The organism is Robbsia sp. KACC 23696, from assembly GCF_039852015.1.
In the GTDB taxonomy this organism is placed as follows: domain Bacteria; phylum Pseudomonadota; class Gammaproteobacteria; order Burkholderiales; family Burkholderiaceae; genus Robbsia.
Window position 1 is genome coordinate 1,369,164 of record NZ_CP156626.1, and the last position, 22,427, is coordinate 1,391,590.

At 62.1% G+C, this 22,427-nt stretch carries 23 protein-coding genes; 17 read left to right on the forward strand and 6 right to left on the reverse strand.

From position 1 onward, the window contains the following. Positions 1–56: 56 nt before the first annotated feature. Positions 57–1,880, forward strand: a complete 1,824-nt coding sequence (locus ABEG21_RS05680; protein ID WP_347556262.1) for an ABC transporter permease subunit — start codon at positions 57–59, stop codon at positions 1,878–1,880. A 53-nt stretch (positions 1,881–1,933) separates the two neighbouring features. Here the strand turns inward: ABEG21_RS05680 and ABEG21_RS05685 are convergent, their stop codons facing one another. Continuing rightward, complete coding sequence (locus ABEG21_RS05685; protein WP_347556263.1) at positions 1,934–3,043, reverse strand: sigma-54 dependent transcriptional regulator; 1,110 nt, start codon at positions 3,041–3,043, stop codon at positions 1,934–1,936. 486 nt (positions 3,044–3,529) lie between these two features. Here ABEG21_RS05685 and ABEG21_RS05690 point away from each other — a divergent pair, with 486 nt between their 5' ends. The 5 genes from ABEG21_RS05690 to ABEG21_RS05710 all read left to right on the forward strand — a co-directional run bounded on the left by ABEG21_RS05690 (position 3,530) and on the right by ABEG21_RS05710 (position 6,703). Beyond that, complete coding sequence (locus ABEG21_RS05690; RefSeq protein WP_347556264.1) at positions 3,530–3,847, forward strand: DUF883 family protein; 318 nt, start codon at positions 3,530–3,532, stop codon at positions 3,845–3,847. Positions 3,848–3,917: 70 nt separating this feature from the next. Further along, positions 3,918–4,295 carry a phage holin family protein gene (locus tag ABEG21_RS05695; protein ID WP_347556265.1) on the forward strand — a complete coding sequence of 126 codons (378 nt, stop codon included), beginning with the start codon at positions 3,918–3,920 and terminating at the stop codon, positions 4,293–4,295. Next, a complete protein-coding gene (locus ABEG21_RS05700; RefSeq protein ID WP_347556266.1) occupies positions 4,292–4,630 on the forward strand; it encodes a hypothetical protein in 339 nt (112 codons plus the stop codon). Before ABEG21_RS05695 ends, ABEG21_RS05700 begins: the two co-directional genes overlap by 4 nt. Positions 4,631–4,671: 41 nt before the next feature. Continuing rightward, entirely contained in the window at positions 4,672–4,926 is a 255-nt protein-coding gene (locus ABEG21_RS05705; protein ID WP_347556267.1) for a hypothetical protein, read from the forward strand. 388 nt (positions 4,927–5,314) lie between these two features. After that, entirely contained in the window at positions 5,315–6,703 is a 1,389-nt protein-coding gene (locus ABEG21_RS05710) for a sigma-54 dependent transcriptional regulator (RefSeq protein ID WP_347556268.1), read from the forward strand. Positions 6,704–6,808: 105 nt separating this feature from the next. Here the strand turns inward: ABEG21_RS05710 and ABEG21_RS05715 are convergent, their stop codons facing one another. After that, on the reverse strand, positions 6,809–6,967 hold the full coding sequence (locus ABEG21_RS05715; RefSeq protein ID WP_347556269.1) for a hypothetical protein: 159 nt from the start codon (positions 6,965–6,967) through the stop codon (positions 6,809–6,811). An 894-nt stretch (positions 6,968–7,861) separates the two neighbouring features. On the opposite strand from ABEG21_RS05715, the gene ABEG21_RS05720 reads away from it, so the two are divergent. From ABEG21_RS05720 to ABEG21_RS05740, 5 genes are all read left to right on the forward strand, one after another. Beyond that, positions 7,862–10,897 (forward strand): ATP-binding protein, encoded by a 3,036-nt coding sequence (locus ABEG21_RS05720; RefSeq protein ID WP_347556270.1) that lies wholly within the window; start codon positions 7,862–7,864, stop codon positions 10,895–10,897. Positions 10,898–11,050: 153 nt separating this feature from the next. Then, positions 11,051–12,448 (forward strand): alpha,alpha-trehalose-phosphate synthase (UDP-forming), encoded by a 1,398-nt coding sequence (gene otsA / locus ABEG21_RS05725; RefSeq protein ID WP_347556271.1) that lies wholly within the window; start codon positions 11,051–11,053, stop codon positions 12,446–12,448. A gap of 231 nt (positions 12,449–12,679) precedes the next feature. Then, positions 12,680–13,072: a chemotaxis protein gene (locus ABEG21_RS05730; RefSeq protein WP_347556272.1), complete on the forward strand. Its 393-nt coding sequence runs from the start codon at positions 12,680–12,682 to the stop codon at positions 13,070–13,072. Beyond that, the gene (locus ABEG21_RS05735; RefSeq protein WP_347556273.1) at positions 13,069–13,746 is read left to right on the forward strand and encodes a response regulator; all 678 of its coding nucleotides are present in this window, start codon (positions 13,069–13,071) and stop codon (positions 13,744–13,746) included. The genes ABEG21_RS05730 and ABEG21_RS05735 overlap by 4 nt, the downstream gene beginning before the upstream one ends. 99 nt (positions 13,747–13,845) lie before the next feature. After that, a complete protein-coding gene (locus ABEG21_RS05740) occupies positions 13,846–14,865 on the forward strand; it encodes a YihY/virulence factor BrkB family protein (protein ID WP_347556274.1) in 1,020 nt (339 codons plus the stop codon). 85 nt (positions 14,866–14,950) lie between these two features. Here ABEG21_RS05740 and rpoN read toward each other — a convergent pair whose 3' ends face one another. Next, complete coding sequence (gene rpoN / locus ABEG21_RS05745; protein ID WP_347556275.1) at positions 14,951–16,591, reverse strand: RNA polymerase factor sigma-54; 1,641 nt, start codon at positions 16,589–16,591, stop codon at positions 14,951–14,953. 709 nt (positions 16,592–17,300) lie between these two features. Here rpoN and ABEG21_RS05750 point away from each other — a divergent pair. The 3 genes from ABEG21_RS05750 (at position 17,301) to ABEG21_RS05760 (ending at position 18,668) form a co-directional block, all read left to right on the forward strand. After that, positions 17,301–17,639, forward strand: coding sequence for a BON domain-containing protein (locus ABEG21_RS05750; protein ID WP_347556276.1), 339 nt, complete (start codon positions 17,301–17,303; stop codon positions 17,637–17,639). Between the two features lie 135 nt (positions 17,640–17,774). Beyond that, entirely contained in the window at positions 17,775–18,128 is a 354-nt protein-coding gene (locus ABEG21_RS05755; protein ID WP_347556277.1) for a BON domain-containing protein, read from the forward strand. Between the two features lie 216 nt (positions 18,129–18,344). After that, positions 18,345–18,668, forward strand: a complete 324-nt coding sequence (locus tag ABEG21_RS05760; protein ID WP_347556278.1) for a hypothetical protein — start codon at positions 18,345–18,347, stop codon at positions 18,666–18,668. 258 nt (positions 18,669–18,926) lie between these two features. Here the strand turns inward: ABEG21_RS05760 and ABEG21_RS05765 are convergent, their stop codons facing one another. Beyond that, complete coding sequence (locus ABEG21_RS05765) at positions 18,927–19,397, reverse strand: PA2169 family four-helix-bundle protein (protein WP_347556279.1); 471 nt, start codon at positions 19,395–19,397, stop codon at positions 18,927–18,929. A gap of 451 nt (positions 19,398–19,848) precedes the next feature. On the opposite strand from ABEG21_RS05765, the gene ABEG21_RS05770 reads away from it, so the two are divergent. After that, entirely contained in the window at positions 19,849–20,040 is a 192-nt protein-coding gene (locus ABEG21_RS05770; RefSeq protein WP_347556280.1) for a DUF2188 domain-containing protein, read from the forward strand. 121 nt (positions 20,041–20,161) lie between these two features. On the opposite strand, the gene ABEG21_RS05775 is transcribed toward ABEG21_RS05770, so the two are convergent. After that, positions 20,162–20,524 (reverse strand): DUF1488 domain-containing protein, encoded by a 363-nt coding sequence (locus tag ABEG21_RS05775; protein WP_347556281.1) that lies wholly within the window; start codon positions 20,522–20,524, stop codon positions 20,162–20,164. Positions 20,525–20,707: 183 nt separating this feature from the next. Further along, complete coding sequence (locus ABEG21_RS05780; RefSeq protein ID WP_347556282.1) at positions 20,708–21,211, reverse strand: YbhB/YbcL family Raf kinase inhibitor-like protein; 504 nt, start codon at positions 21,209–21,211, stop codon at positions 20,708–20,710. Positions 21,212–21,389: 178 nt separating this feature from the next. Here ABEG21_RS05780 and ABEG21_RS05785 point away from each other — a divergent pair, with 178 nt between their 5' ends. Continuing rightward, on the forward strand, positions 21,390–21,683 hold the full coding sequence (locus tag ABEG21_RS05785; protein ID WP_347556283.1) for a hypothetical protein: 294 nt from the start codon (positions 21,390–21,392) through the stop codon (positions 21,681–21,683). A gap of 135 nt (positions 21,684–21,818) precedes the next feature. Continuing rightward, positions 21,819–22,412 carry a nitroreductase family protein gene (locus ABEG21_RS05790; protein ID WP_347556284.1) on the forward strand — a complete coding sequence of 198 codons (594 nt, stop codon included), beginning with the start codon at positions 21,819–21,821 and terminating at the stop codon, positions 22,410–22,412. Positions 22,413–22,427: the final 15 nt, after the last annotated feature.

Below are 22,427 nucleotides of genomic sequence, written 5' to 3' on the forward strand. Positions count from 1 at the left end.
AGCATCGCATCGATTTGCCTTGTCCGCAATGCTTTTTCCTAGGGAGGGGTGGGTCAGTGCCAGATAACAAAGACACGCTGGGCGGCAGTACCGCATCAGCCTGGCGCGTGAGGCCAAATCGCTGGGATTTCCTGGCATTTCCAATGATTCTTTGCGCGATTGCGATGGTCGCGATCGGTCTGCATCAGACCTTGGCGCCGATGTCGACGCTCGACGCCGAGGTCATCTCGTTGGACCCCACGCGCTTGCCCGAATATGCCATGCGCACGACGCTGCGGATGCTGGCTGCGATGGTCGCATCGCTGATCTTCACCTTGGTCTACGGCACGCTGGCGGCTAAAAGTCGCCGCGCCGAGAAGGTCCTGGTGCCGATTCTGGACATCCTGCAGTCGGTCCCGGTGCTCGGCTATATCTCGTTCACTGTTACCTTCTTCCTGGCACTGTTTCCGGGGCGTGTCCTCGGTGCCGAGCTCGCCGCGATCTTCGCGATCTTCACGAGCCAGGCGTGGAATATGACCTTCAGCTTTTACCAATCGCTGCGCACGCTGCCGCGCGATCTGACCGAGGTGTCGCGCAACTTCCAGTTGACGCCGTGGCAGCGCTTCTGGAAGCTCGATGTGCCGTATGCGATGCCGGGTCTGATCTGGAACATGATGATGAGCATGTCCGGTGGCTGGTTCTTCGTTGTCGCATCGGAGGCCATCACGGTCGGCAATCACACCTTTGCCTTGCCCGGCGTGGGCGCCTATCTCTCCCAGGCGATCGCGCTGCAGAACGGCGCGGCGATCGGCTGGGTGATCGCGACGATGCTCATCGTGATCTTGCTGTATGACCAATTGCTGTTCCGCCCTTTGGTCGCCTGGGCCGATAAGTTTCGGATGGAGACGACGGGAAGCCAGCATGCGCCGCAGTCCTGGTTGCTGGACCTGATTCGGCGTACCCGTTTGATCCATCAATTGCTGGTGCCGGCAGGGTGGGTCTTGGCCGTGGCGGCGCGGCTGCCGATGCGATGGCCGGCCGCCTTGACGGTGGCGCGCTGGCGTGACCGGACGCTGGCATCGGGTGGAGTGCGGGCCACGGTCGCGTCCGCCCGACTGCTTGCGACCTCGACCGCGCGTGCGCCGCGTCTGTCACAGCGTCAGGGCGATATCCTGTTGGCGGGGCTGCTGGTATTGCTGACCGCCTATTTGGCGTGGCGCACCGTTCATTTCATGTCCGCGTCGGTCAGTGGCGCGGATGTGTTGGAGGTGCTGGGGCTCGGGTTCCTGACCTTGCTTCGCGTCACGGTGCTGACCTTGCTCGCCTCGATTGTCTGGGTGCCGATAGGGGTGATCGTGGGTTTGCGCCCGGCGTTGGCGGAGAAGGTTCAACCGCTCGCGCAGTTTCTCGCGGCGTTTCCGGCGAACCTGCTGTTCCCGGTCTTCGTGATCGTCATCGTCCGCTTTCAGTTGAATCCGGACATCTGGCTGTCGCCGCTGATCGTGCTAGGTACGCAGTGGTACATCCTGTTCAATGTCGTCGCGGGCGCGTCGGCATTTCCGAACGATTTCCGTGAGGTCGCCACCAATCTGCGGATTCGTGGACGTCAGTGGTGGTTCAAGGTGATGTTGCCGGGCGTGCTGCCGTATTACATCACCGGTGCCATCACCGCTTCCGGCGGGGCATGGAATGCGAGCATCGTCGCCGAGGCGGTGCAGTGGGGCCCGGAGCGTGTAGTCAGCCACGGGCTGGGTGCGTATATCGCGGAAAAGACGCAGGCGGGCGATTTCGCGCACATCATGCTCGGCGTCGCCGTCATGGCCTTGTACGTGACGCTCTTCAATCGCCTGCTATGGCGTCCGCTGTATGCTTTCGCCGAACGGCGTCTGCGTTTCGACTGAACCGGCGGCGCCGCACGGAAGCTCGTGCGGCGTGCTGCCGTTTGGTTCGGCCGTTACGACGATAGCTCGTCGCTGTCGAGGCCGTCCGCCGTTTCCTCATAGGTGCCGAGGCGGTTGTACAGTGTCTTCAGGCTGACTCCCAGCGCCTTCGCGGTTTTCCGTTTGTCGCCGCCGCAATGACGCAGCGTTGCCAGGATGATCTGGCGCTGTGCATCGGCGAGCGGTGTCCCCACCCAGATGCTCATGCTGTCACCCTGCGTGATCGCCTTGCGGTTGCGCGTATTGAGGTGAGGGTGCGGAAGCTCGACACTGTCTTCCGCGAGAATGTAGGCGCGATAGACCGCGTTCTTCAGTTCGCGGACATTGCCTGGCCACGAATAGCCACGAAGCGTCTCGATCGCGGTCTTCGACAGCAGCTTCTCGGTGCCATGCTGAACGTTCAATTGCGCCAGGAAGTGCTCGGCGAGCAACTCCCGGTCACTATCGCGTTCGCGTAATGGCGGCGCGCGTAGCGGAAAGACCGCCAACCGATACATCAAATCCTCGCGCAGGCCATTTTCCTTCACGGCCGTGGCGGGGTCGCGGTTCGTTGCTGCCAGGATGCGCACATCGCTCGCCACTTCCTCGCTGCCGCCCACGCGGAAGAAGGTCCCGGTCTCCAACGCGCGGAGCAACTTGACCTGGCGCACCGGTGCCATCTCCGTGACTTCGTCGAGGAAGATGGTGCCGCCGCGCGCGTGTTCGAAATAGCCGATTCGTGCCTGGGCCGCGCCGGTAAAGCTGCCGCGCTCATGACCGAACAGCTCGGCTTCGATCAGATTGTCCGGAATCGCGCCGCAGTTGACCGCGATGAACGGCGCATCGCGACGCGCACTGAAATCGTGGATCGTCCGTGCGATCAATTCTTTCCCGGTACCGCTCTCGCCGATGATCAGCGCCGTCGCGTCGGTCGCCGCAACGCGGTCGATCTGTTCATAGAGCGACAACATGGCGTCCGAGCCGCCGAACAGCGAGCCGTAACTTTTGATCGTCTGCTTCGCGCTTCCCCGCTTGCGGGCCGATTCCGGCTTGCGCGTAGCGGTGCCCGCCGCGTCGGACGGAACCGCGTCCGGCGAAGCAGGAGAGGAAGAAGCCGCGGCTTGCGCCGAATCTGATGACGCCATAAATAGTGAGTTCCCTCAGCGATACAAAAACAGGTCTGTGCCTGTGCGTTCTGCTCTGCAACATCGTCACGGACGCTGAATACGCAATGCCAACGTATCCAGCGATCCTACCGCGCTTGCCGTTTTCTCGCCCATTACATTGCGACGGTAAATATTACGACAAAAGCAAGGCCTCCCCATACGCCGAAATCGTCGCCAGAGACCGCGCTCGATGCCTGCGCGAATTCGACGTCCGAGGCGAGAAACGCCTAGTGTACGGGCATTGGATCGCCCATTGCGTCTCTAGCGGGGGGCGATGCCGACGCTGTGCCGCAAGGTGTCGCAGCACCCCGCTTAGCGTTTAATGAGAAGTGTACTGCTTTTTTACAAAAAATGAATATATGGCATGAAAAATGCTTAAAGTTTCATTCCATAGCCGCTTCAGCCGTTTCGTCGTGATCGTTTGCGGCGGGATGTTAGAACGGACAACCATATTCAGGAGGGGAGATGGCACATTCATCGGTGCAGTTGGCATTGGGACGCGCGAAGGTAAACGAAGACCTGCGCGTGCTCGCGTCGGATACGCAGGAGCTGCTGCGTCTGACCGCCTCGGCGAGTGGTGAGCAATTGGATGCCCTGCGGGAAAAGCTGACGGAGCAACTGGGCGTGCTGCGCGCACGGACGCGTGATACGCAAGCTGCCGGTGCCGCCAAATGCGCCAGTGCGGCCACCAGCGCCGATGAATATGTTCGCGCCAATCCGTGGCAGGCCTTGGGTGCAGCGGTTGTCGGCGGAATTGTCATCGGGGCATTACTGACGCGTTAATCGCGCCGGCTCTGTCCTCATTGATTCCGCTTCATGGTCACAATTCATCTCCCCTTGGAGGAGCGCGTGTATGGCACAGGCAAGCCTGGTGCAATCCCTTAGTCATCTGATTTCCGGGGCGATTGCGACCACCAGTAGCCGGTTACGGCTATTGGCGTTGGAAATCACGGAAGAGCGCGATCGCGTGCTGGCCTTGCTGGTGGCTGCTCTGGTCGCCTGCTTTTTCGTCTTCCTTGCGGTGATCTTTGCCGCGGTGCTCGTGATCGCGAGTTATTGGGACACGCCTTACCGTCTGGCGTCCATCGGCTGGATTGCCGGCGGGGCCTTGGTGGTGGCGATTCTTGCCGTCGTCTTTTTCCTTTACCGCGTCAGGAAGCCGACCACACTGTTCAATCACAGTCTGAGCGAGTTCGAAAAGGATCGCCGCGCGGTGGAGACCTTGGAATGAACGCGCCGCAGAAACACGGTAGCGGCGCCGATGCCGCCAAATCCACGGCGAAATCCCATCCGAAGAAGCCGCCGCTGGCAGTGCGCCGCGAGCGCTTACTCGACGAAATCGCCTTGCAACGCATCGGTTTGCGGCAGTCGGCGCAGACCTTGGCGGGCCCGCTGCGCACCATCGATCGCATCCGGCAGGGTGCCGGGCAGCGCCGGCAGTGGCTGTATCCGGCCGCGCCGGTTCTCGCTTTACTCGCGTGGCGTCTGCGCCCCCGCATCAGCTCCTTGCCGGGACTGGCTGCGCGCGCGTTTGCCGTGTGGCGCATCGTGAAACATTTTCGGTAACCGAATCACCCCTGCTGGCACCCCTTCTCAGGAGACACAATATGAATCGAAAATCTGGCGTAGTGGCTGCCGCGGCTTTGCTGGGCGGCGCCGCGGTCTGGTTGTGGCGACATAGCCTGGCCTCGTCCGGCGAGGCGCAGCAAGCGCGTCCACTGTCCCGATGGGAGAACGAAGGGGGCGCGCCGGCCGCGGCGTCCAACGGCGAAACGCCGCGTCGGAGCAAGCGCCCGTTGCCGGCGTCGAACAGCGAGGCCGTAGGCTCGACCCCGGACGAATGGGTCTTTCCCCGCGCGTAATTGCGGGTAGCACCCATCCGCAGAAGGCAGGCGCTACAGCGCAGCAGGCTGCGGATGCGACGGTTGTGGGTCGGCTTTTCGTAGGCGACGGCGGATGCTGTCGCCGCGAAACGGCTTCCAGGCGAACCGGCACCAGCCGGTAGGGCGCGCAGAGAGTTCGGGGAGGCGCCCTGTCATCCCTCTCCATAATCCGTATAATCGATCGGTCTCATCCTGTCGGCGCAGGGTCTGCAGAGTGTGTCCCGTTGAGGATTCGCACTGTTTGACGCTGCATCGACGTGGTCGGCGCGCGTCGCCGAGCGCGGCCTTGCTGGCGTGCTGTCACCCAGGCGCGGCGCGTGGAAGGGTGAGGCTTTCGTGGCGGAACCGTCTATTACAACAGTCAAACATGCCACATATTCTCGTAGTCGACGACGACATCAATACCCGTGAGGCATTGGTGGACGTGATTGCCAGTGATGGACTAACGATCGCCACGGCCGGAGATCTCCGGGAGGCGCGCATTCAAATCGTGCGGCAAATTCCCGATGTGGTCTTCACCGATCTGAAGTTGCCCGACGGCAATGGCGTGGAGCTGTTCGAGGATCTGGACCCGCGCACCGGTGTCGAAATCATCGTCTTCACTGGGCATGCGACGGTCGAGTCCGCGGTGAACGCGCTGAAGATGGGCGCGACCGATTACTTGGTCAAGCCGGTCAATTTCCAGCGCGTCAAGGCGATCATCAATCGCATTCCGCGTGCCGGTGATCTGAAGGCCGAGATCGGCAGCCTGCGAGGTGAATTGCGACGCTTCGGCCGCTTCGGTCTGATGTTGGGCAGCTCGTCGGCGATGCAAAGCGTCTATGACCAGATCAATCGCGTCGCCCCGACGGCGGCGTCGGTGTTGCTGATCGGCGAGAGCGGCACGGGCAAGGAGCTGGCGGCGCAGACCGTACACGAGCTGAGCCTGCGTCGGAAACACGAATTCCTTGCGGTGAACTGCGGTGCGATATCGCCGAACTTGATCGAGTCGGAAATGTTCGGCCACGAACGCGGTAGCTTTACCGGCGCCGACCGGCAGCACAAGGGCTATTTCGAACGCGCGAACGGCGGTACGCTGTTCCTCGACGAAATCACCGAGATGCCGATCGAGCTGCAAGTCAAGCTGCTCCGCGTGCTGGAAACCGGGACCTTCATGCGCGTCGGTACGGCGAAGGAAATCGAGACCGACGTGCGTCTGATCGCGGCGACCAATCGCGACCCGGAGCAGGCTGTTCTGGAAGGCAAGCTGCGGCTCGATTTGTATCACCGCTTGAATGTTTTCCCGATACAGTTGCCGCCGCTGCGCGAGCGCGATAACGACGTGCAGTTGCTGGCCGATAGCTTCCTCGGCGGCCTTAACGAGCGGTACAACACGAAGAAGCGCTTCCCGGCGACTGGTATCGAATCGATGCTGGCGTATAACTGGCCCGGCAATGTCCGCGAGTTGAAGAACTACGTGCAGCGCGCTTACATCATGTCCGCATCGGATGATGTAAACACGGCGGCGGTGCCATTGCAGATCTCGCTGGCAAAGCCGTCGGCCGGCACGGCGGTGACCATCCCCTTCGGTACGTCGTTGGCGGAAGCGGACCGGCAGCTGATTCTTGCCACCTTGGATCAATGCGGTGGCGTGAAGACGCGTGCCGCCGAAATTCTGGGCATCAGTTTGAAAACGCTCTACAACCGCCTGGTCGAGTACGGCGACGACGCGCGCAATGCGGCGGGCGAAAGCGACTCGTCGACAGAACTCGCCTGATCTGGCGTCGGCTGACGCCTGCTGCGATTAAAGTGGTCACAGCATGACGAGTATCACGGAAAACGGGGCGCTATCGAGCGCCCCGTTTTCGTTCCCGCACCGCGCTTACCAACGCGCTTCCGGTGCCCGATCTTCCTGCATCGACGCCCGTTCGCGCACGCGCATCCGCTTCGTGTTTTGCATGCGCTGGGCTTTGCGTTCTTTGCCGTGCTCCCGGAAAGGCCGATCCTCGTTTAGACGGGGACGACGGACGGTGTGCGACATGATCATCTCTCTTGAAGTGCGTTGATGGTGGACGTGCAGCCAAGGTTTCGGTATTCGACCGCGACTCGGCTGCATCGCAGGCTTTAGACCAGGACTCGTCCCGGCCTCGCGCGGATGCGCTGCCGGACTTTTAGCAAACGCTATGCCATCCCCCATTGCCGGCCCGAAGTGACGATCGCCGCTGCGCAATCTACGGCCAAACCCGGAGGGCATACAACTTGCGGATGGACTGGAAACGGGCAGGCTGTCCGTGTCATAAAACAAGGGGAAGCAAATGGCGACAATCGATTCGAGCTTCGTGTCGCATCGCGCAACGCGCGGCGATGGACCAGGCAGCGCGGAGGGGGCCGCCCCGCTGCAGCGCTGCGGTCTGCTAGGGGGAACACGCATGCACCTCCAGACCCCGGTGCCCCCAACTCCGCCCGAGGTGCCCCCGATCCCACCGTCGCCGCCGATCGAGCCGCCCGATCCGGTGTCGCCGCCGATGGAACCGCCGGTGCCGGATATGCCGCCCATCGGCGATCCCCCGCGCGGTCCAGAGCAACCCACGGCTGCGTCACGTCCGGCGATGCCTATGCAACGCGCCTCGGCGCGTATGCGTCGTGGTGCGAGCCTGCGTAATCGTTAAGCAGGCGCTGTGGCCTTTGCTTAAGGTTATTTTTACTGGTGCGGTAGTCCCGTTGCGAAGCAGAGTGGTAAAGTAGGCAGCGTCGCCTTCGTCTGGCGCTTTCGTTCAAACGCCGAAGTAAACGCGGCCCGGCCGGGTTTTTCCCAAAATGGGCGCCCGGCGGCACGAATTTTCCCGTCTCGTCGCGCATGCTTCTGTTTTCTCTTCGTCCCGCTGCGATCACACCACCGAGCCGCCCCAAGCGCGCTTGGTTACCGGCGCTGCCCATGCCGCTGAGCGTGCTGCGGGTATCGATTGTCGTTGGCGCGGGGGCGTGCATGCCGGCCTTCGCCGCCGAGACCGTGGCGCACCCGATGCCGACGATGTTGTCGTTCATGCCACCGTGGGCGGGCGTTGCAGCGTCTGCCGCGCTGGTGGCACTCGCCGCCGTGGGGGTGTGGCGGGGCGTGCGGGGACGCCGTCTTCGCGCGCGTCGTCTCCAGCAAATTCGGGCGCAGGCCATAAGCCGCTACGGTGAATCCGAGACGGGGGCCGTGATTGCTTCGCTGTCCGGGACGGTGCTGTATTTGAACGCCGCGGCCGAATCGCTGTTGGGCATTCGATCGCATGAGGCGCAGGGAGCGCCGATGCGTGCCTTGCTGCCGCTCTGGACAGCGGACGGCAAACCGGTGGACCCGCTAGATCCCAGTTCGGCGCTCGACCCGCGACAGCCCCTCTCGCGCTTTACCGGCCTGGATAGCGACGATGCCATTTCCTACCCGATGCCGATACTGCGTCGCGGCACGGCGAACGCCTATGCGCGAGGGCGCGAGCCGCGTGTGGAGCGGGGCGCGGCGGGAGAGGGTTTGCCGTTAATGATCGCGCCGCTCGCCTTGCGCGATGCGATGGGTGTTGTTGATGCCGTCGGTCTGACCTTGCGCGACGGTCGTGCAATGCGGACCCGACTGGCGCGCGACCGGCAAGCCCGGCACGTCAACGGCGCGACGGTCGACGCCATCATCGGCATCTCGCCCGATGAAGTGATTCGCAGCTGGAACCCCGGCGCGCGGACGTTGTTTTCGTTCGATTTCGAGGATGTCGTCGGGGAATCGATCGGGATTTTGGTCAATCCGGACCGGCATGCGATTCTCTCGCAGACGGTGAAAATGGTCTTGTCCGGCGAGCGCGTGATCGACCGGGATCTGACGATGCGCTCACGTGATGGCCGCGAGTTCGACGTGTCGCTGGCCGCTTTTCCGGTGAGCTTGCCTGAGGCCGCCCATCCCGAAGATGCCGGCACGGCGACGCGCGCCGTCATCGTCCTGCGGGACATCGGCGAGCGACGACTCAGCGAGCGGCGCGTGCGTCATCTCGGCGCGCAGTTGGTACGCCGCGCGCAGGAACTGCAGGCGATCTTCGATATCGCGCCGGTGGGCATGGTCATTGCCGATTCTCCGGACTGCCTGCATGTGCGCCCGAACCTGGCCTTGACGACGATGCTCGGGCTCGAGCGGGCCGCCGAGTTTTCATTCGCTGGGGGCGCCCAGAACGGCTATGAGATCTGGCAGGGCGATGCGTTACTCGAAGAAAACGATTCGCCCTTGCATCGCGCCGTCCGTGGACGATGTGCCATCGCGCCTACCGAGTTGACATTGCGCACGGCGCAACGCGAATGGACGGTCATGGCGTATGCGGCCCCGGTGATCGATCAGGATCATAGTGTCGTCGGCGCGATCGCGGTTTTCGTCGATATCTCCGCGATGAAGATCGTGGATGCCGAGCGGCAACAACTGCTGGCCGATGCGATCGATGCCCGGCGTGCAGCGGAGGAGGCCAGCCGATTGAAGGAGGAATTCCTCGCCACCGTGTCGCATGAGCTGCGTACGCCGTTGAATGCGATGCATGGCTGGCTGGAAATCATGTTGCGTAAGACGGATCCGCAAACGCAGGCGCGTGGGCTCGACGTATTGCGCCGCAATGTCCGCGCGCAGACGCGCGTCGTCGAGGACATTCTCGACGTTTCCGCGTTTGTAAAAGGCAAGACGCGCCTCGTCATCCGGCCGGTTGACTTGCTCGATATTGCCCGCGCCACGGCGGAGTCCCTGCGGCCCACCGCCGAAGCCAAGTCCATCTCGCTGGTCGTCGAGAACGATCTGCCGACGGGCGTGGCCCCGCTCTCCGATACGCGGGTGCCGGGGCGGGACGCCGGCCTGGAAGCAGGGCGCCAGCGACTCACGGCTGCTCCCGTCAACGGCGATCCGGAGCGAATCCAGCAGATCGCCTGGAACCTGCTATCGAACGCACTGAAGTTCACGCCAGAGGGTGGCACCGTCGTGGTCGCGGTCCAATCCGTTCAGTCCGGAACCATGGCGGCGGGCCCGCGCTCGCCAACCGCATGGGATCCGGCCGATTTCGCCGTTGCACCTGCCGCGTCGGCAGCGTCGGCGGCGTCGGTAGCAGTAGTGGCGCCGGGCGCGGTCGATGCCATGGCGTCGAGCGAAATGGTGGACGGTCTGAGCGCGGCCCGCGGCGGGATGTTCGTGCTGTCGGTGACCGATACCGGCGAAGGCATTGCGCCGGCTTTCCTGCCTTTCGTCTTCGATCGCTTCCGCCAGGCCGATTCGTCGATTGAGCGGCGCCATTCGGGGCTTGGCCTCGGCCTCGCGATCGTGCGCCATCTCGCCGAGTTGCACGGGGGTTTCGCGGCGGTCGAAAGCGCGGGCCTTGGCGAAGGGGCGACCTTCCGTGTCGGTTTCCCGGCGCGGCCGACCCTGCGATATGCGGCAGTGAACGATGGCGATGTCGTGCCGTCCGAGGAGTCTGCGGCGAGTACGCCTGGAGGCGGCGGGTGGTATGTCGTCACGTCGCCCGACGGTGGGGCGCCGCATACCGGCCCTGTGAGCGGCGAGCATTCCGTCGCCTACAAAGAGGGGCGCTTGCATGGCATGCGCGTTCTGGTCGTCGAGGACGATCAAGCGGCCGCGGAGATCATCGCGGAGGCGTTGGGGGACGAAGGCGCCGATGTCCGTCTCGTCGACGACGCCGAGACCGCGATTCAGGTGCTCTCCGCGTGGGAGCCTCATGTATTGGTGTCGGATATCGGCTTACCGGGCCGCGACGGCTGTGCCTTGATGCAATCGGTGCGCGAGATGGATCCGCCGCTGAGCACGATGTTCGCCGTCGCCGTGACGGCTTACGCCGGGGTTGAAGATCGCGCACGCGCATTGACGGCTGGATTCGATGCCTATCTAGTCAAGCCGGTCGCGTCCTCTCAGCTGGTCGATATGCTGGCATTGAGCGGGCGCTCCGCGGTGGCCGAGTAAGGCTGCAGCCGTTTCTAGGACGATGCTGTCCGGACAGAACCCCGTCGCACCGTGCGTATGGGCCGCGCACATCCGCTAATCTTGTCACTTCTTACAATTCCGGCACGATTTTTGCATGATTTATTGAATCGTCATATCAAAGCGGGTAGGTGGATGAGTCGACTGGTAGTGGTATCGAATCGGGTCGCGCCCAGCGCGGAAGGCAAGCCGGCGGCTGGCGGGCTGGCGATCGGCGTCTTGGATGCCTTGAAGGAAACAGGCGGCCTTTGGTTCGGCTGGAACGGCGAGATCGTCCCTGAGGTGCTAGCGCCGACGGCCGAAGAGCGTGGCAATGTGACATTCGCGACGGTAGGTTTGACCAAGCGGGACTACGACCAGTACTACCGCGGCTTCTCAAACAACACCTTGTGGCCTGCGTTCCACTACCGCAATGACCTGCTACGGTATGACCGGCAGGAATATGCCGGCTATCTGCGCGTCAACGAGGCACTCGCTCAGCAACTGTCCTTGCTGCTGCAGCCCGACGACGTGATCTGGGTACATGACTATCACTTGATTCCGTTTGCCGCCGCCCTGCGCAAGTTGGGCGTGAAGCAGCCGATCGGCTATTTTTTGCACATCCCGTTTCCCGCACCGGAAGTGCTGTACACGGTGCCCCCGCATCGCGCTCTGGTCGAGGCGTTGATGCAATACGATGTCATCGGTTTCCAGACTGCGCAAGACGCCCAATCGTTCAAGGATTATATCGTTCGCGATGCAGGCGGGGTCGCCTTGGACGACGGCCGTGTCCAGGCATTCGGACGGACCGCGCAGGTGGGGGCCTATCCCATCGGCGTGTATCCCGATGCCATTGCCGCGTCCGCGCGCGACTATTCGAACCGACGCTTGGTCGCCAGTGTCCGCGAAAGCATGCGCGGCCGCGCGCTCATCATGAGCGTGGATCGCCTCGATTATTCCAAGGGATTGGGCGAGCGCTTCGCCGCGTTCGAGCGCTTGATGCTGTCATCGCCGGGCTTGCAAGGTCGCGTGTCCCTGGTGCAGATCGCCCCGCCGACACGTTCCGATGTCAGTACCTATCAGCGTATTCGACAGCGGCTGGAGGGCGAGGCAGGCCGTATCAACGGTCGCTTCGCGCAGCTCGATTGGACGCCGATCCAATACTTGAATCGCAAATACGAGCGCAACGTCCTGATGGCTTTGTTCCGCGCGTCGCAGGTCGGATTTGTCACGCCTTTGCGCGACGGGATGAATCTAGTCGCCAAGGAATATGTGGCGGCACAGGATCCAGACGATCCGGGCGTATTGGTGCTGTCGCAGTTTGCGGGCGCCATCGATGAGATGCAGGGTGCCCTCGTCGTCAATCCGTTCGACGTGGCGCAGATGAGCGAGGCGCTGGAGCGGGCGCTGACGATGGCCCTGCCCGAGCGGCAGTCGCGCTATCGGGACATGATGGAGCGCTTGCGCGAAAACAATCTGTCGGTCTGGCGCGATACCTTCATGCGCGATCTGCGCGCCGTGAAACGCCCGCGTGCCAAGCGCCAGACGGCGTGACGCACGGTATCTTGGCCATCTGACGGGGCGGTAAAGCTTGCGTGCTTTTGACGGAATTGCACGGTTTCACCGCCGAACGACCCCGAAATCCGCCAAGCCCCGTGTCATGCTGCCGTCATGTCGTGCTGGTACGTCTTTTGCGTCTGATCACTCAAACAGGTCGTTGCCCACTCGCAATGTCGCGCGGGTGAGAAGGCGGGGCGGCCGAACACGAATGCAGGAGGGCATGCGATGTCAGGAAGCACATTGAATCCCCCGGAAGAAGGTCAGCAGGTGCTTGGCCGCGGCCATGGTACCGGGGCGCTCGGTCCGAGCGATTCCAGTGATTCAGGTAGCGATATGCAAGGCGCCGTACGTCACCCGGGCGATGTGGACGATGCGCTCGATGCGCACGCACTCGAAACCGGCGATCTCGAATTGAATAGCGATACCGATCGGGCGGGAACCGGGGAGCGCGCAGCGGCCGACGGTGACGGGACAACCGTGCTGGACGCCGACGTGATGCCGGATGGCACCGATACGCTCGCCGACATTGCCGACGAGAGCGGCGTGGACCCCGCTGATGATAATGACGATGCCGTTGAACAGGCGGAGCTCGACTCGGCCGCGAGAAGGCGCGCATGATGGCCGCGCGTGATCCGGTTGAGGCGATGACGCCATGGTATCGGCGCGCACCAGCGGCCTATGAGGCAGCGGAGCCGCGCGCAACGGTCGAGCGAAAGCTCCGCGTGTTGGTTGTCGACGACAACACCGATGCGGCGGCGGCATTGTCGCTGCTGGTGGAGTGCTGGGGCTACGATGTGCGCCTCGCCTATGACGGCCATCAAGCGGTTCGGGTGGCAGCCGGCTATTGTCCCGATGCGGTATTGCTGGATATCGGTCTCCCAGGCATGAGTGGGTACGACGTGGCGAGCAAGCTGCGTGCGGGAGAGGCGCAAACGCGCGCGACTTGCGCCCAACCCTTCGCCGAGCGCGCGCCTGCTGCTTCGGAACCGTCGGCGCAAGCGCAATCTCACTTGCCGGAAGCGCCGAGCGACGACGTCACGTCGCCGCATGCGCTGCTCGTGGCGGTCACCGGTTACGGCATGCCGGAGGATGTCGCGCGAGCGAAGGCAGCCGGTTTCGATCACCACGTGGTGAAACCGAGTGACCCGGCTTTGATAGAATCGCTATTGGCGCGTTACGCCTCCCACCTTGGCGATATGCCGAGCCGATTCGGCCGTTCCGACCGGGAAGGCGAGCCGGCTTGCGACGATCACCTCACCGAGCGTCGTCTCGGCTTGTCTGCCGTATGTTGAGCGGCGCGCCCTGCACTGTTTGATATGCGGCACTCGGTCGTGACGTTGGCGGCGAGTGCGGCTCAGCCTGTTTGAAGTCACGACCGATCGGAATGCAACGTGTCCAACCCTCTCTCAAAGCGCGGAGCGCTGCCTCGCGACGATGTGCTGCTCGCCGCCGAGACGCGTTCACTCGGCCCATCCGCTAATCTAGCCAAGCCCGCGCAAGCAGACGCGGAAGGCTCGATGGCGTCGCCGGTGTTGCGCAAATGCGCATTGATTTCCGAGCCGGTGAAGTGGTGGTTTCAACACCGATGCGCCTCGCTGTCGGCGTCGATTGCGTTCTACTCCGCCTTTTCTCTCGCTCCTACGTTGGTGTTGATCATTGCCATCGTCAGCTTCTTCTACGGCGCCGAGGCGGCACAGGGGCGTCTGGTTGCAGAAATCCAGGATTACGTAGGCGATCAGGCCGCGGCCGGCATTCAGGCGATGATCAGCAGTGCGTGGAACGCACGCGTTGTCGCCGGCACGACGCTCGTATCGATGGTGGTCGTCGCCGTCGGCGCATCGGCAACGTTCGCGTCGTTGAATACCGCGCTGAATGACATCTGTCCGCCCTTGGCCGCTACGGGGCGCGGCGCTCGTGCGACGATCACCAAACTGATTCGTGCGCGGCTGATCTCCTTCGCCTTGGTCATTGGCGCAGGGTTTCTGATCGTGTTCATGCTGGTACTGGACACGGTAGTCAAAGTGGCGGAGCGCTGGATGATCGGCGACGCTTCGCATGCCGTGTTGTGGGCGGACATTATTCAGCGCGTATTGAGCTTTGTGATCTTGCTCGGCGCCTTTACCGCAGTGTTGAAATTGGTACCGGACGCCTTGCTCGAGTGGCGCTGTGCGAGCTACGGCGGCTTCACTAGCGCCGTGTTATTTTCCGCCGGCAAGAACGTGTTTAGCTTTTATCTGGCGCATGCCGGGACCGCGAATTCTTTCGGGGCTGCCGGCTCATTTGCCGTGGTGCTGATGTGGCTCTTTTATTCCGCGGCGGTGTTCCTGCTCGGTGCCGAGGTCATGGCCGCGGCGGCGAGACGCCGTGGCTTGCTGGCGCCGTTAAGCGATTTAAAAACCGCGGGCCGCTAACAACACGCCGATGTGCGATTCCTCGCGCCGGTCTATCCGCTGCGGTCCCCCTTATTGAAAAAGAGGACCGTCTGCCATCGGACGATCAGATCGCCGCGCGTCGCAATTCCGCAGGCGGGACCTTCATCAAGCGCCGATATTTCGCGACGGTCCGCCGCGCCACGATCACCCCTTGTTGTGCCAGCAGCTTCGCGAGCGTCACATCGGAAAGCGGCGCCTCGGTGTTTTCGCCCGAGATCATCTCCTTCAGCAGCGCCCGCACGGCAGCGGCGCTGCAAGTGCCCCCGCTTTCCGTTCCCAGTTCGCGGGGGAAGAAGTGCTTGAACTCGAAGATCCCTCTCGGCGTGGCCATATACTTGTTGCCGGTTGCGCGCGATACGGTGGACTCGTGCAGGCTCAGCTCATCGGCGACATCCCGCAAGACCAGTGGCTTCAACGCAATCTCGCCATAGTCGAAGAACGCGCGCTGATGCGACACGATCACCTCGGCCACGCGTTGTATCGTCGAGAAACGTTGCTGTACGTTGCGTAGCAACCAGCGCGCTTCCTGTAATTGCTGGGCAAGCGGGGAGCGGCTGCTGCCTTCGCTTTGCGCGAACATATCGGCGTACATGCGATGTACCCGCGCACGCGGCATGACAGCGGGGTTGATCGCCACGGTCCAACGGCCCTTGATCTGACGCACGATGACGTCTGGGATCAGGTACTGATGCTCGTCGACGGCCGCGCTCTCGCCCGGTTTCGGGTCGAGGCGGCGGATCAGCGCCGTGACGGCGCGCAGGGTGTCGGCATCGCAGCCGAGTCGCTTTTGCAATTCCGCATGTTCCCGTTTCGCGAGGCGACCGAGGTGGGCGCCGGCCAGCTCGATGGCCAGATTGCGCGCGCGCGACTCCGGCATCGCTTGCAACTGCAATTGCAGGCATTCACTCAAGCTGCGCGCGGCAATGCCTGGCTTGTCCAGCGTCTGCACCAAGCGCACTGCATTTTCCAATTCGTCGTGCGTGAGCGGCGGATCGCAGTCACTGATATCGGCCAGTTCATCGAAGGGCATCCGCAGATATCCATCGGCTTCCAACGACTCGATGATGATCAATGCGGCGAGTCGGTCGCGCGAGTCGAGCGGGGTTAGGCGGAGCGATTGATGTAACTTTTCGCGCAGCGACGGCGCGGAGTGCATCCACTCGCCCGGATCGAATCCGTCTCCGGCATATTGCCGGCTGCTGTACGGATCCGCGCCATCGCCGGCGCCCTCGGTACTGCCTTCGCTTAAGCCAAGATCACGCATCTCCGCGACGCCGCCGATACCGTCCGGATTCAATGCGCTTTCCGGGCCGCTCTCCACGGTATTGGAGACATGGCCGTCGCGCATTGCATCGTTGGCATCACTGATTGCCGCGCTGGCTGCGTCGCCGCTGAAGGCCGCGCCGTCGAAATGGTCCATATTGTCGATCGAATCGACGTTATACGAAGCCGCGGAAACGTATTCAGCGGCTTCGCTCACTTCCGGCGTATCGCTGGAGGTGGCAGCACGCTGGCGCTCGCCAGTGTCGGCTTCGTTGCCTGAGCCCGGCTCGTCGCTTTCGAGGAAGGGGTTGTTGGCCAACGCGTCATTGACCTCTTGCGTAAATTCCAACGCAGACAATTGCAGCAGGCGCACTGACTGCTGCATGCGGGGGGTCAGGGTCAGACTTTGTTTGGCGCGTAGTTCAATCGATGGGCTGTTCACTGGCTACCTCGGCAATCTATCTGTGTCGTCGTGCAAAAGATCGGAAGCTCTGTGCGCAAGGCGCAAAACAGCACTGAACCAAAGATCGGAGGCCAGGGCCGTTGCCGACGCTGGGTGGCAGTCGATGCCCTTTCTGTGGATCCGCGGCACCGATGTCCACGGGATGACCTTCTGTGCAGAGCACGGCGCGATCGTGCAGGTATATCGGCGTTAGCGCGGTCAGGCCGTGGAGGAAAATCGCGTGGCCTATTGCGTTGGACGGTGGATCCATGCCGCGCACCGGTTCAAGTGCCAGCTTCCGTTGCGATGCCTGTAATGAGCAACGAGTGTGCCAGCTCGGCCAAAGGCAGTATCGATATGCTTTCGCGAGGCGTAAGGGGCATCGAACGGCGGCGAAAACACGAAAGATTTACGCGAGCAGGCGCGCGAATTGCCCATTGTCTGTCGCGGATCGTGCAATTGAGAAGCGACGGACGCTATAGCACGCGGGCTTTGTTGGCTTCCGGCATGAGGTTTGCTTATGGAAAGCCATGAAGTAATTCCTGGTGCAGGTGCCGTCGCTGGTGACAGCGCAGGGTGGACATAGCAACGCATGACGCATGATCATCGAGGGGACAGACACAACTCGATACACCTGGAATCACATGCGACACGAATATGCAGGCAGTATGGGTTATCGATTCAGGGTATTCACGTGAGGAGGCACTCCATGCAACAGTCATTGGTCAATGCTCTCCGGTTGGCGTCACTGCAAAGCACCTTCGAGGGCGAGCGCGGCGTTACCGACAGCGGGGGCGCGAGTGACAAGTCTAGCAAGCGTGTAGGCGCTGCGCCGGACGATATCCTCTCCGCCGCGATCGCCGCTCGGCTGGCTGCGGCGGACGATGGGGAAGTGGATCGGGTACATGTCGCGGTGCAGCGCGCCTGCGTTACCTTGCGTGGCGAAGTGCCCACGCGCCGTAGCATGGGAAGAATTGAAGCGTTGATCGCCAGTTGTGAAGGCGTGATGCGCATCGATAATCAGATGCGAGTAGGGTATTCGCATTGATTTAGCACATTGGAAGGCGATCCGAGCAGTTTTACAGGCAATAAGGACTGCGAAGATTGTTTTTGATGACCGCTGAACGTGGTTTCAGCGGTACTGTAGGAAAGCAGTTCAATAACATCTACAAGGGAGAATGACATGAAGGCATCGAACCTCATCAAGGCAGCAAGCGGCGTAGCAGTTCTGGCACTGGCGCTGTCGGCCAACGCGCAGATCACGACGACCGGTACGGGCGCAGGCGCTTCGGCACCGCACGAAACCGCTAGCGAAAAAATCAGCGATGGCGCGTTGACGACGAAGGTAAAAACGTCGTTGGCCGCGCAAAGCAACCTGAAGGCGCTGCATATCCACGTGAAGTCGACGAATGGCGTCGTTCGCCTCACCGGCTATGTGCCGGATGCGACGCAACGTTCGCTGGCCGGTGAAACGGCATCGAATGTGAGCGGTGTGAAGTCGATCCGCAACAACCTGAAGGTCGATGCGACCAAGTAAGGAATGTTGTCGAGTTGGACAGGTAGTGCAGGCAAACGGTCAGACGCGGTATGGATTTTGCGATGGCTTTCAGGAGAGCGGCCGAAGCAAGAAAAAGCGAACAGTCGATTTGCTTAGCATAAGCCGCTCTTTCAAGCAGTCGGGCGCGATAAACGAGCCCGGTCATTGCAGGACCATTTCTGAGACAGTTTGTCTGAGATAGACAGGAGGAACAAAATGCGAAAATTCTTGAACGTATCGCCGAAGCTGATGACCTATGGCGCAGCAGCACTGATCGCCGCAGGCGCAGCAGTGCCGGTATTCGCCCAATCGAATACCGATGGCACGACGAATTCCGATGTGACGGCCAAAAGCACCACGGGTAGCTCGCTGACGGGCAGCTCGTCGCCGGGCAAGGGCCATCACACGAAGCACATGAAAAAGTCGACGAATAGCAGCTCGGGCGCGTCCGGCAGTGGTACGGGAATGGGTCAATCCACGACGGGCGGCAATATGGGCTCAATGGATAACACCAAGACTAATTCGTCGAACGGCGGCTGAGCCGATTTAAATCGTCAAGACGGCGGGGGTATGTAACCATCCTCTTCGTGTCGGAAGCTATTGCAAACGGGCCTTTTTGGCTCGTTTGTCATTTCTACGCGGGGACATTGCTAAACGACTTGGCAGTGCGAGTTAGGTTTTCGCCAGCCATCCAGCAATGTCCCAATGACAAAGCCGCCGGAAAGTTCGTCTTTCCGGCGGCTTTGTTTTAACGCTTGCCGCCCCGTTGTGTGTCCGGGCGACAGGGCAACGCGTCAATCAGTGCGGGCGCGCGCGATATTCGTTACGCAGGTCACGAATCTTATCGTGGTTCTGCATTACGCCCTGGTATTGCCGCTCCACTAGCGCACGTACGTCCGCGGGCAAATTGCGATCCAGCGCCTTACGGTAATGCATTTTGGCACTGTCTTCACCGCGTTCTACTTCCTCCAGGATTGCCGTATCGTCGTGCGATCCGACGCTGGCTTTCACTTGCATCCATCGCCGATGCAGGGCCCCTGCAACGGTCCCGCCAGACTCCGGCTTGCCGCCATGCTGGGTGACCGCGCCTTGCAGCTCAGTTGCCGCGCGAGCGCAGTCGGCCGCGCGTGCAGAGAACAGTACCTTAAGCTGACTATCGTGTGCCTCCGAGGCGGCCTGGCGGAATCCTTGTTCGCCATCCTTCGACACTTCGATCAATTCGTTCAGAACGGTATTGACAGTCTTGTCTGTGTCCGTGACGTTTTGCATGTTTTTCCTCCTGACGTGCCGGTAAGCGGATCTCACCGACAGAAAGTAACGGTAGTGACGCATCCGCTGTGCCTGCGCCTGTAGCCGCTAACCCTGATCGACGTCGCCCCCACGGGCAGGCGGGCGTAGCGGGGAACGGAAGTATTCATTTCACGCTGGTCCAAGGGTTTTCCCGTGCAAGGCGCGTAAGTTTTGCATGCAGCCATGTCGTGCTTGCCAGTGCAATCTTTGAGCTAGTTACCCGTACAACGATAAATCCTGGCGCGAGGCCGATATCTATTGGCTTTTAGCGACCTGGCACACGGGTTGCTTATAGGCACATACCAGACGCCGATGCAAACGCTGCACGGTGGGCCGGGCAGGGAATTGCGAAAGCGCAGGCCCGCTGGCGCGGCGTACTGGATCGGGGTCGATGAGACGCCCACCCAACCGAACGGAATGGAGAAATCGCATGTACTACGACACGTCGAACGAAACGATCTACCGCGTGCTGCGGGGGAAGGATGGGCGCTGGGAAGTGACGCAGGAAACCGCCAAGCGGCCTTTGGCACGCTTCGATCGTATGGACGACGCGATGCAGTTTGCGCGTGATGTGCAGGCGGAAAACCGCCGTTATGCATGGCTGACGGATCGCCAAGCGTAAGCTTCATTCCGGGTGTTGCAGGAAAGCCGCTGCGGCGGCGCACGTAATGTGCGCCAGCGCAGCGGCTTTTTTCTTCTCCGCTAGCGGGAATGATTCGAAGAAGGGGCCCCCGCTGCCGCGCTTACCGTCGGCCACTCGTTGCCATGGCGGCCATGGCGGGGCGAACGCCGCGTCCGTTGAGTTCGGAGGCGTAACGTTTGCCCATTGCGGCTTCCGCGAAGCGGAACATGCCGCTTCGCAGCACGACGGGGTCGCCATGGCTGCGACGCAGCGCGGCAATGCAGACCGCCGATATCCGTTGGCGTCCCCGCACGAAGGCATGCAGTAGCTCGTCTTCGAAAGGCCCGTGGGCGTCGAAGTGATCCTGCAAGGCTTCGGCCGAGATCGAACAGATCACCGGTGCGCCGTCCACCCGTACCAGGAAGCGTACCTCCGGGGGGGAACCGTGGTACTCCGGTTCGACATTGGGAAAGAAGCAGTCCATGGGTAAGCCTCGCGATCGCTGGAGAACGCACGCCGTCGGGCGTGCGAGACCGGGAGGCGATAAGCCGTTAAAGATGCCTATCTGCCCAAGCACCTGGTCATGAATGAACGAACGCGAGCAAGTGCTGTGCCACCGTGCGACGCTGCCCGTCGTGCCCCGATGACCGCGTCCGCCGCGCGGCGCTCACGCGATGGCGTAATAGCCGGTGAGGCTGGCCGAGGCGATCTGGTTCAGGTGCAGCATGAAGCGCGCGATCGCATTGGTGGCGTCCGCGGGGATGCCGAGCTTCTCCACCTTTAATGCGTGGATCTGAAAGACATAGCGGTGGGCTTTATCGCCTTTCGGCGGCGCCCAGCCGCCGAATCCTGGAAAGCCGTAATCGTTCAGCATCTGCGTCGACCCCTGCGGCATCAGGTCGCCGCTCGCGCGCCCGGCATCGGTGGGAAGGGACGTCGTCGTCACCGGAATGTCGATCGCGACCCAGTGCCAAAAGCCGCTGCCGGTGGGAGCGTCGGGATCATAGACGGTCAATGCCAGGCTTTTGGCATCGGCCGGCACGCCCTCCCAGCGCAGCGCCGGCGACAGGTTCTTGCCGCTGGTCCCGAAATCCGGGTTATTCAGCTCCTGGTCCTTGCCGAAGTGGCTGTCCGGGGCAAAGTCGTCGGACAGCAGGCGAAAGTCGGTCATCGTCGGTGCTCCTGTAAAGAAAGAAACTGTCCGATCAGTGTAACGTCCCGGCGAGCGCGCGTCGCGCGCCATGGCGGCGCATATTGGGGCGAAGACGGGTAGACAAACAAGCGCTGCTGAAGGCGTGGGCCGGGCTCGGCGAAATATCGCCGATACTGGTATAAAGGATGTAAGCGGCATGAAATATGACGCACGTTCGCTCCCCGCCTCGCTCGGCGGCGGGGAGGCGCGTTTGGCCAGGAGGCAGCATATGCCGGAGCTTCGTTTTACTAAGGGCGACATGGTCGCCAGTGCCTTTGTCAATGCGCTGGAGGATGGGCGCTATCGTGGTCTCGTGCTGCTGTCACGCGACGGCGGCGGGTCGGATGACGCCCAGGTTTATCGTGCGGAACCGACGCTCGATTCCGAAAGCGAGGCGCTCGAACAAGCGGGCGCGCTCGCCCAGCATCTTCTCAAGCGCTACGAAAACTAGTCGGCGGCGGCGTGCACGCCGTGCTGCAGCACACACTTTTCCAAATTGGGGTATTTTTGAGGCTTTTGCAGGCCGGTGCGCTGTATCGACATCGCGCGGCATGCCGATCAACCTCCCTCAATTTGGAATCCGATCATGAGCGACAATCCGCGCCGCCCCACCCATCCGATCGATAAAGTTTTCACGGAGCGTTGGTCGCCCCGCGCGTTCGCGAAAGACGAGATCACGGAAGACGAGCTGTTGACCTTGATCGAGGCGGCCCGTTGGGCGCCGTCGGCCTACAACTCGCAGCCCTGGCGCTTCGTCTACGCTCGCCGCGACACGCCGCAATTCGCGACGCTGCTGGCCTGTCTCGGTGAGTTCAATCAAAGCTGGGCGAAGCACGCTTCGGCGCTGGTGTTCGTCGTGTCGAATTCGGTGTTGCGTCCGCCGGGCGGCGATAAGGATGTCCCGTCGCGCAGCCATTCGTTCGACGCCGGCGCGGCCTGGGCCTACCTCGCATTGCAAGCGACGAAGTCCGGCTGGTACACGCACGGCATGACCGGCGTGGATTTCGACAAGGCATTTGCGGATCTGGGGGTGCATGCCGGCTTCCGCGTAGAAGCAGCGGTCGCTATCGGTCGCTTGGGCGACAAGAGCCAATTGCCGGAAGGCTTGCAAGCACGTGAAGTGCCAAGCGACCGGCAACCGCTTTCGAGCATCGCGTTCGAAGGCCGCTTCCCTGGCTGAGGGTTTGGCTTGACA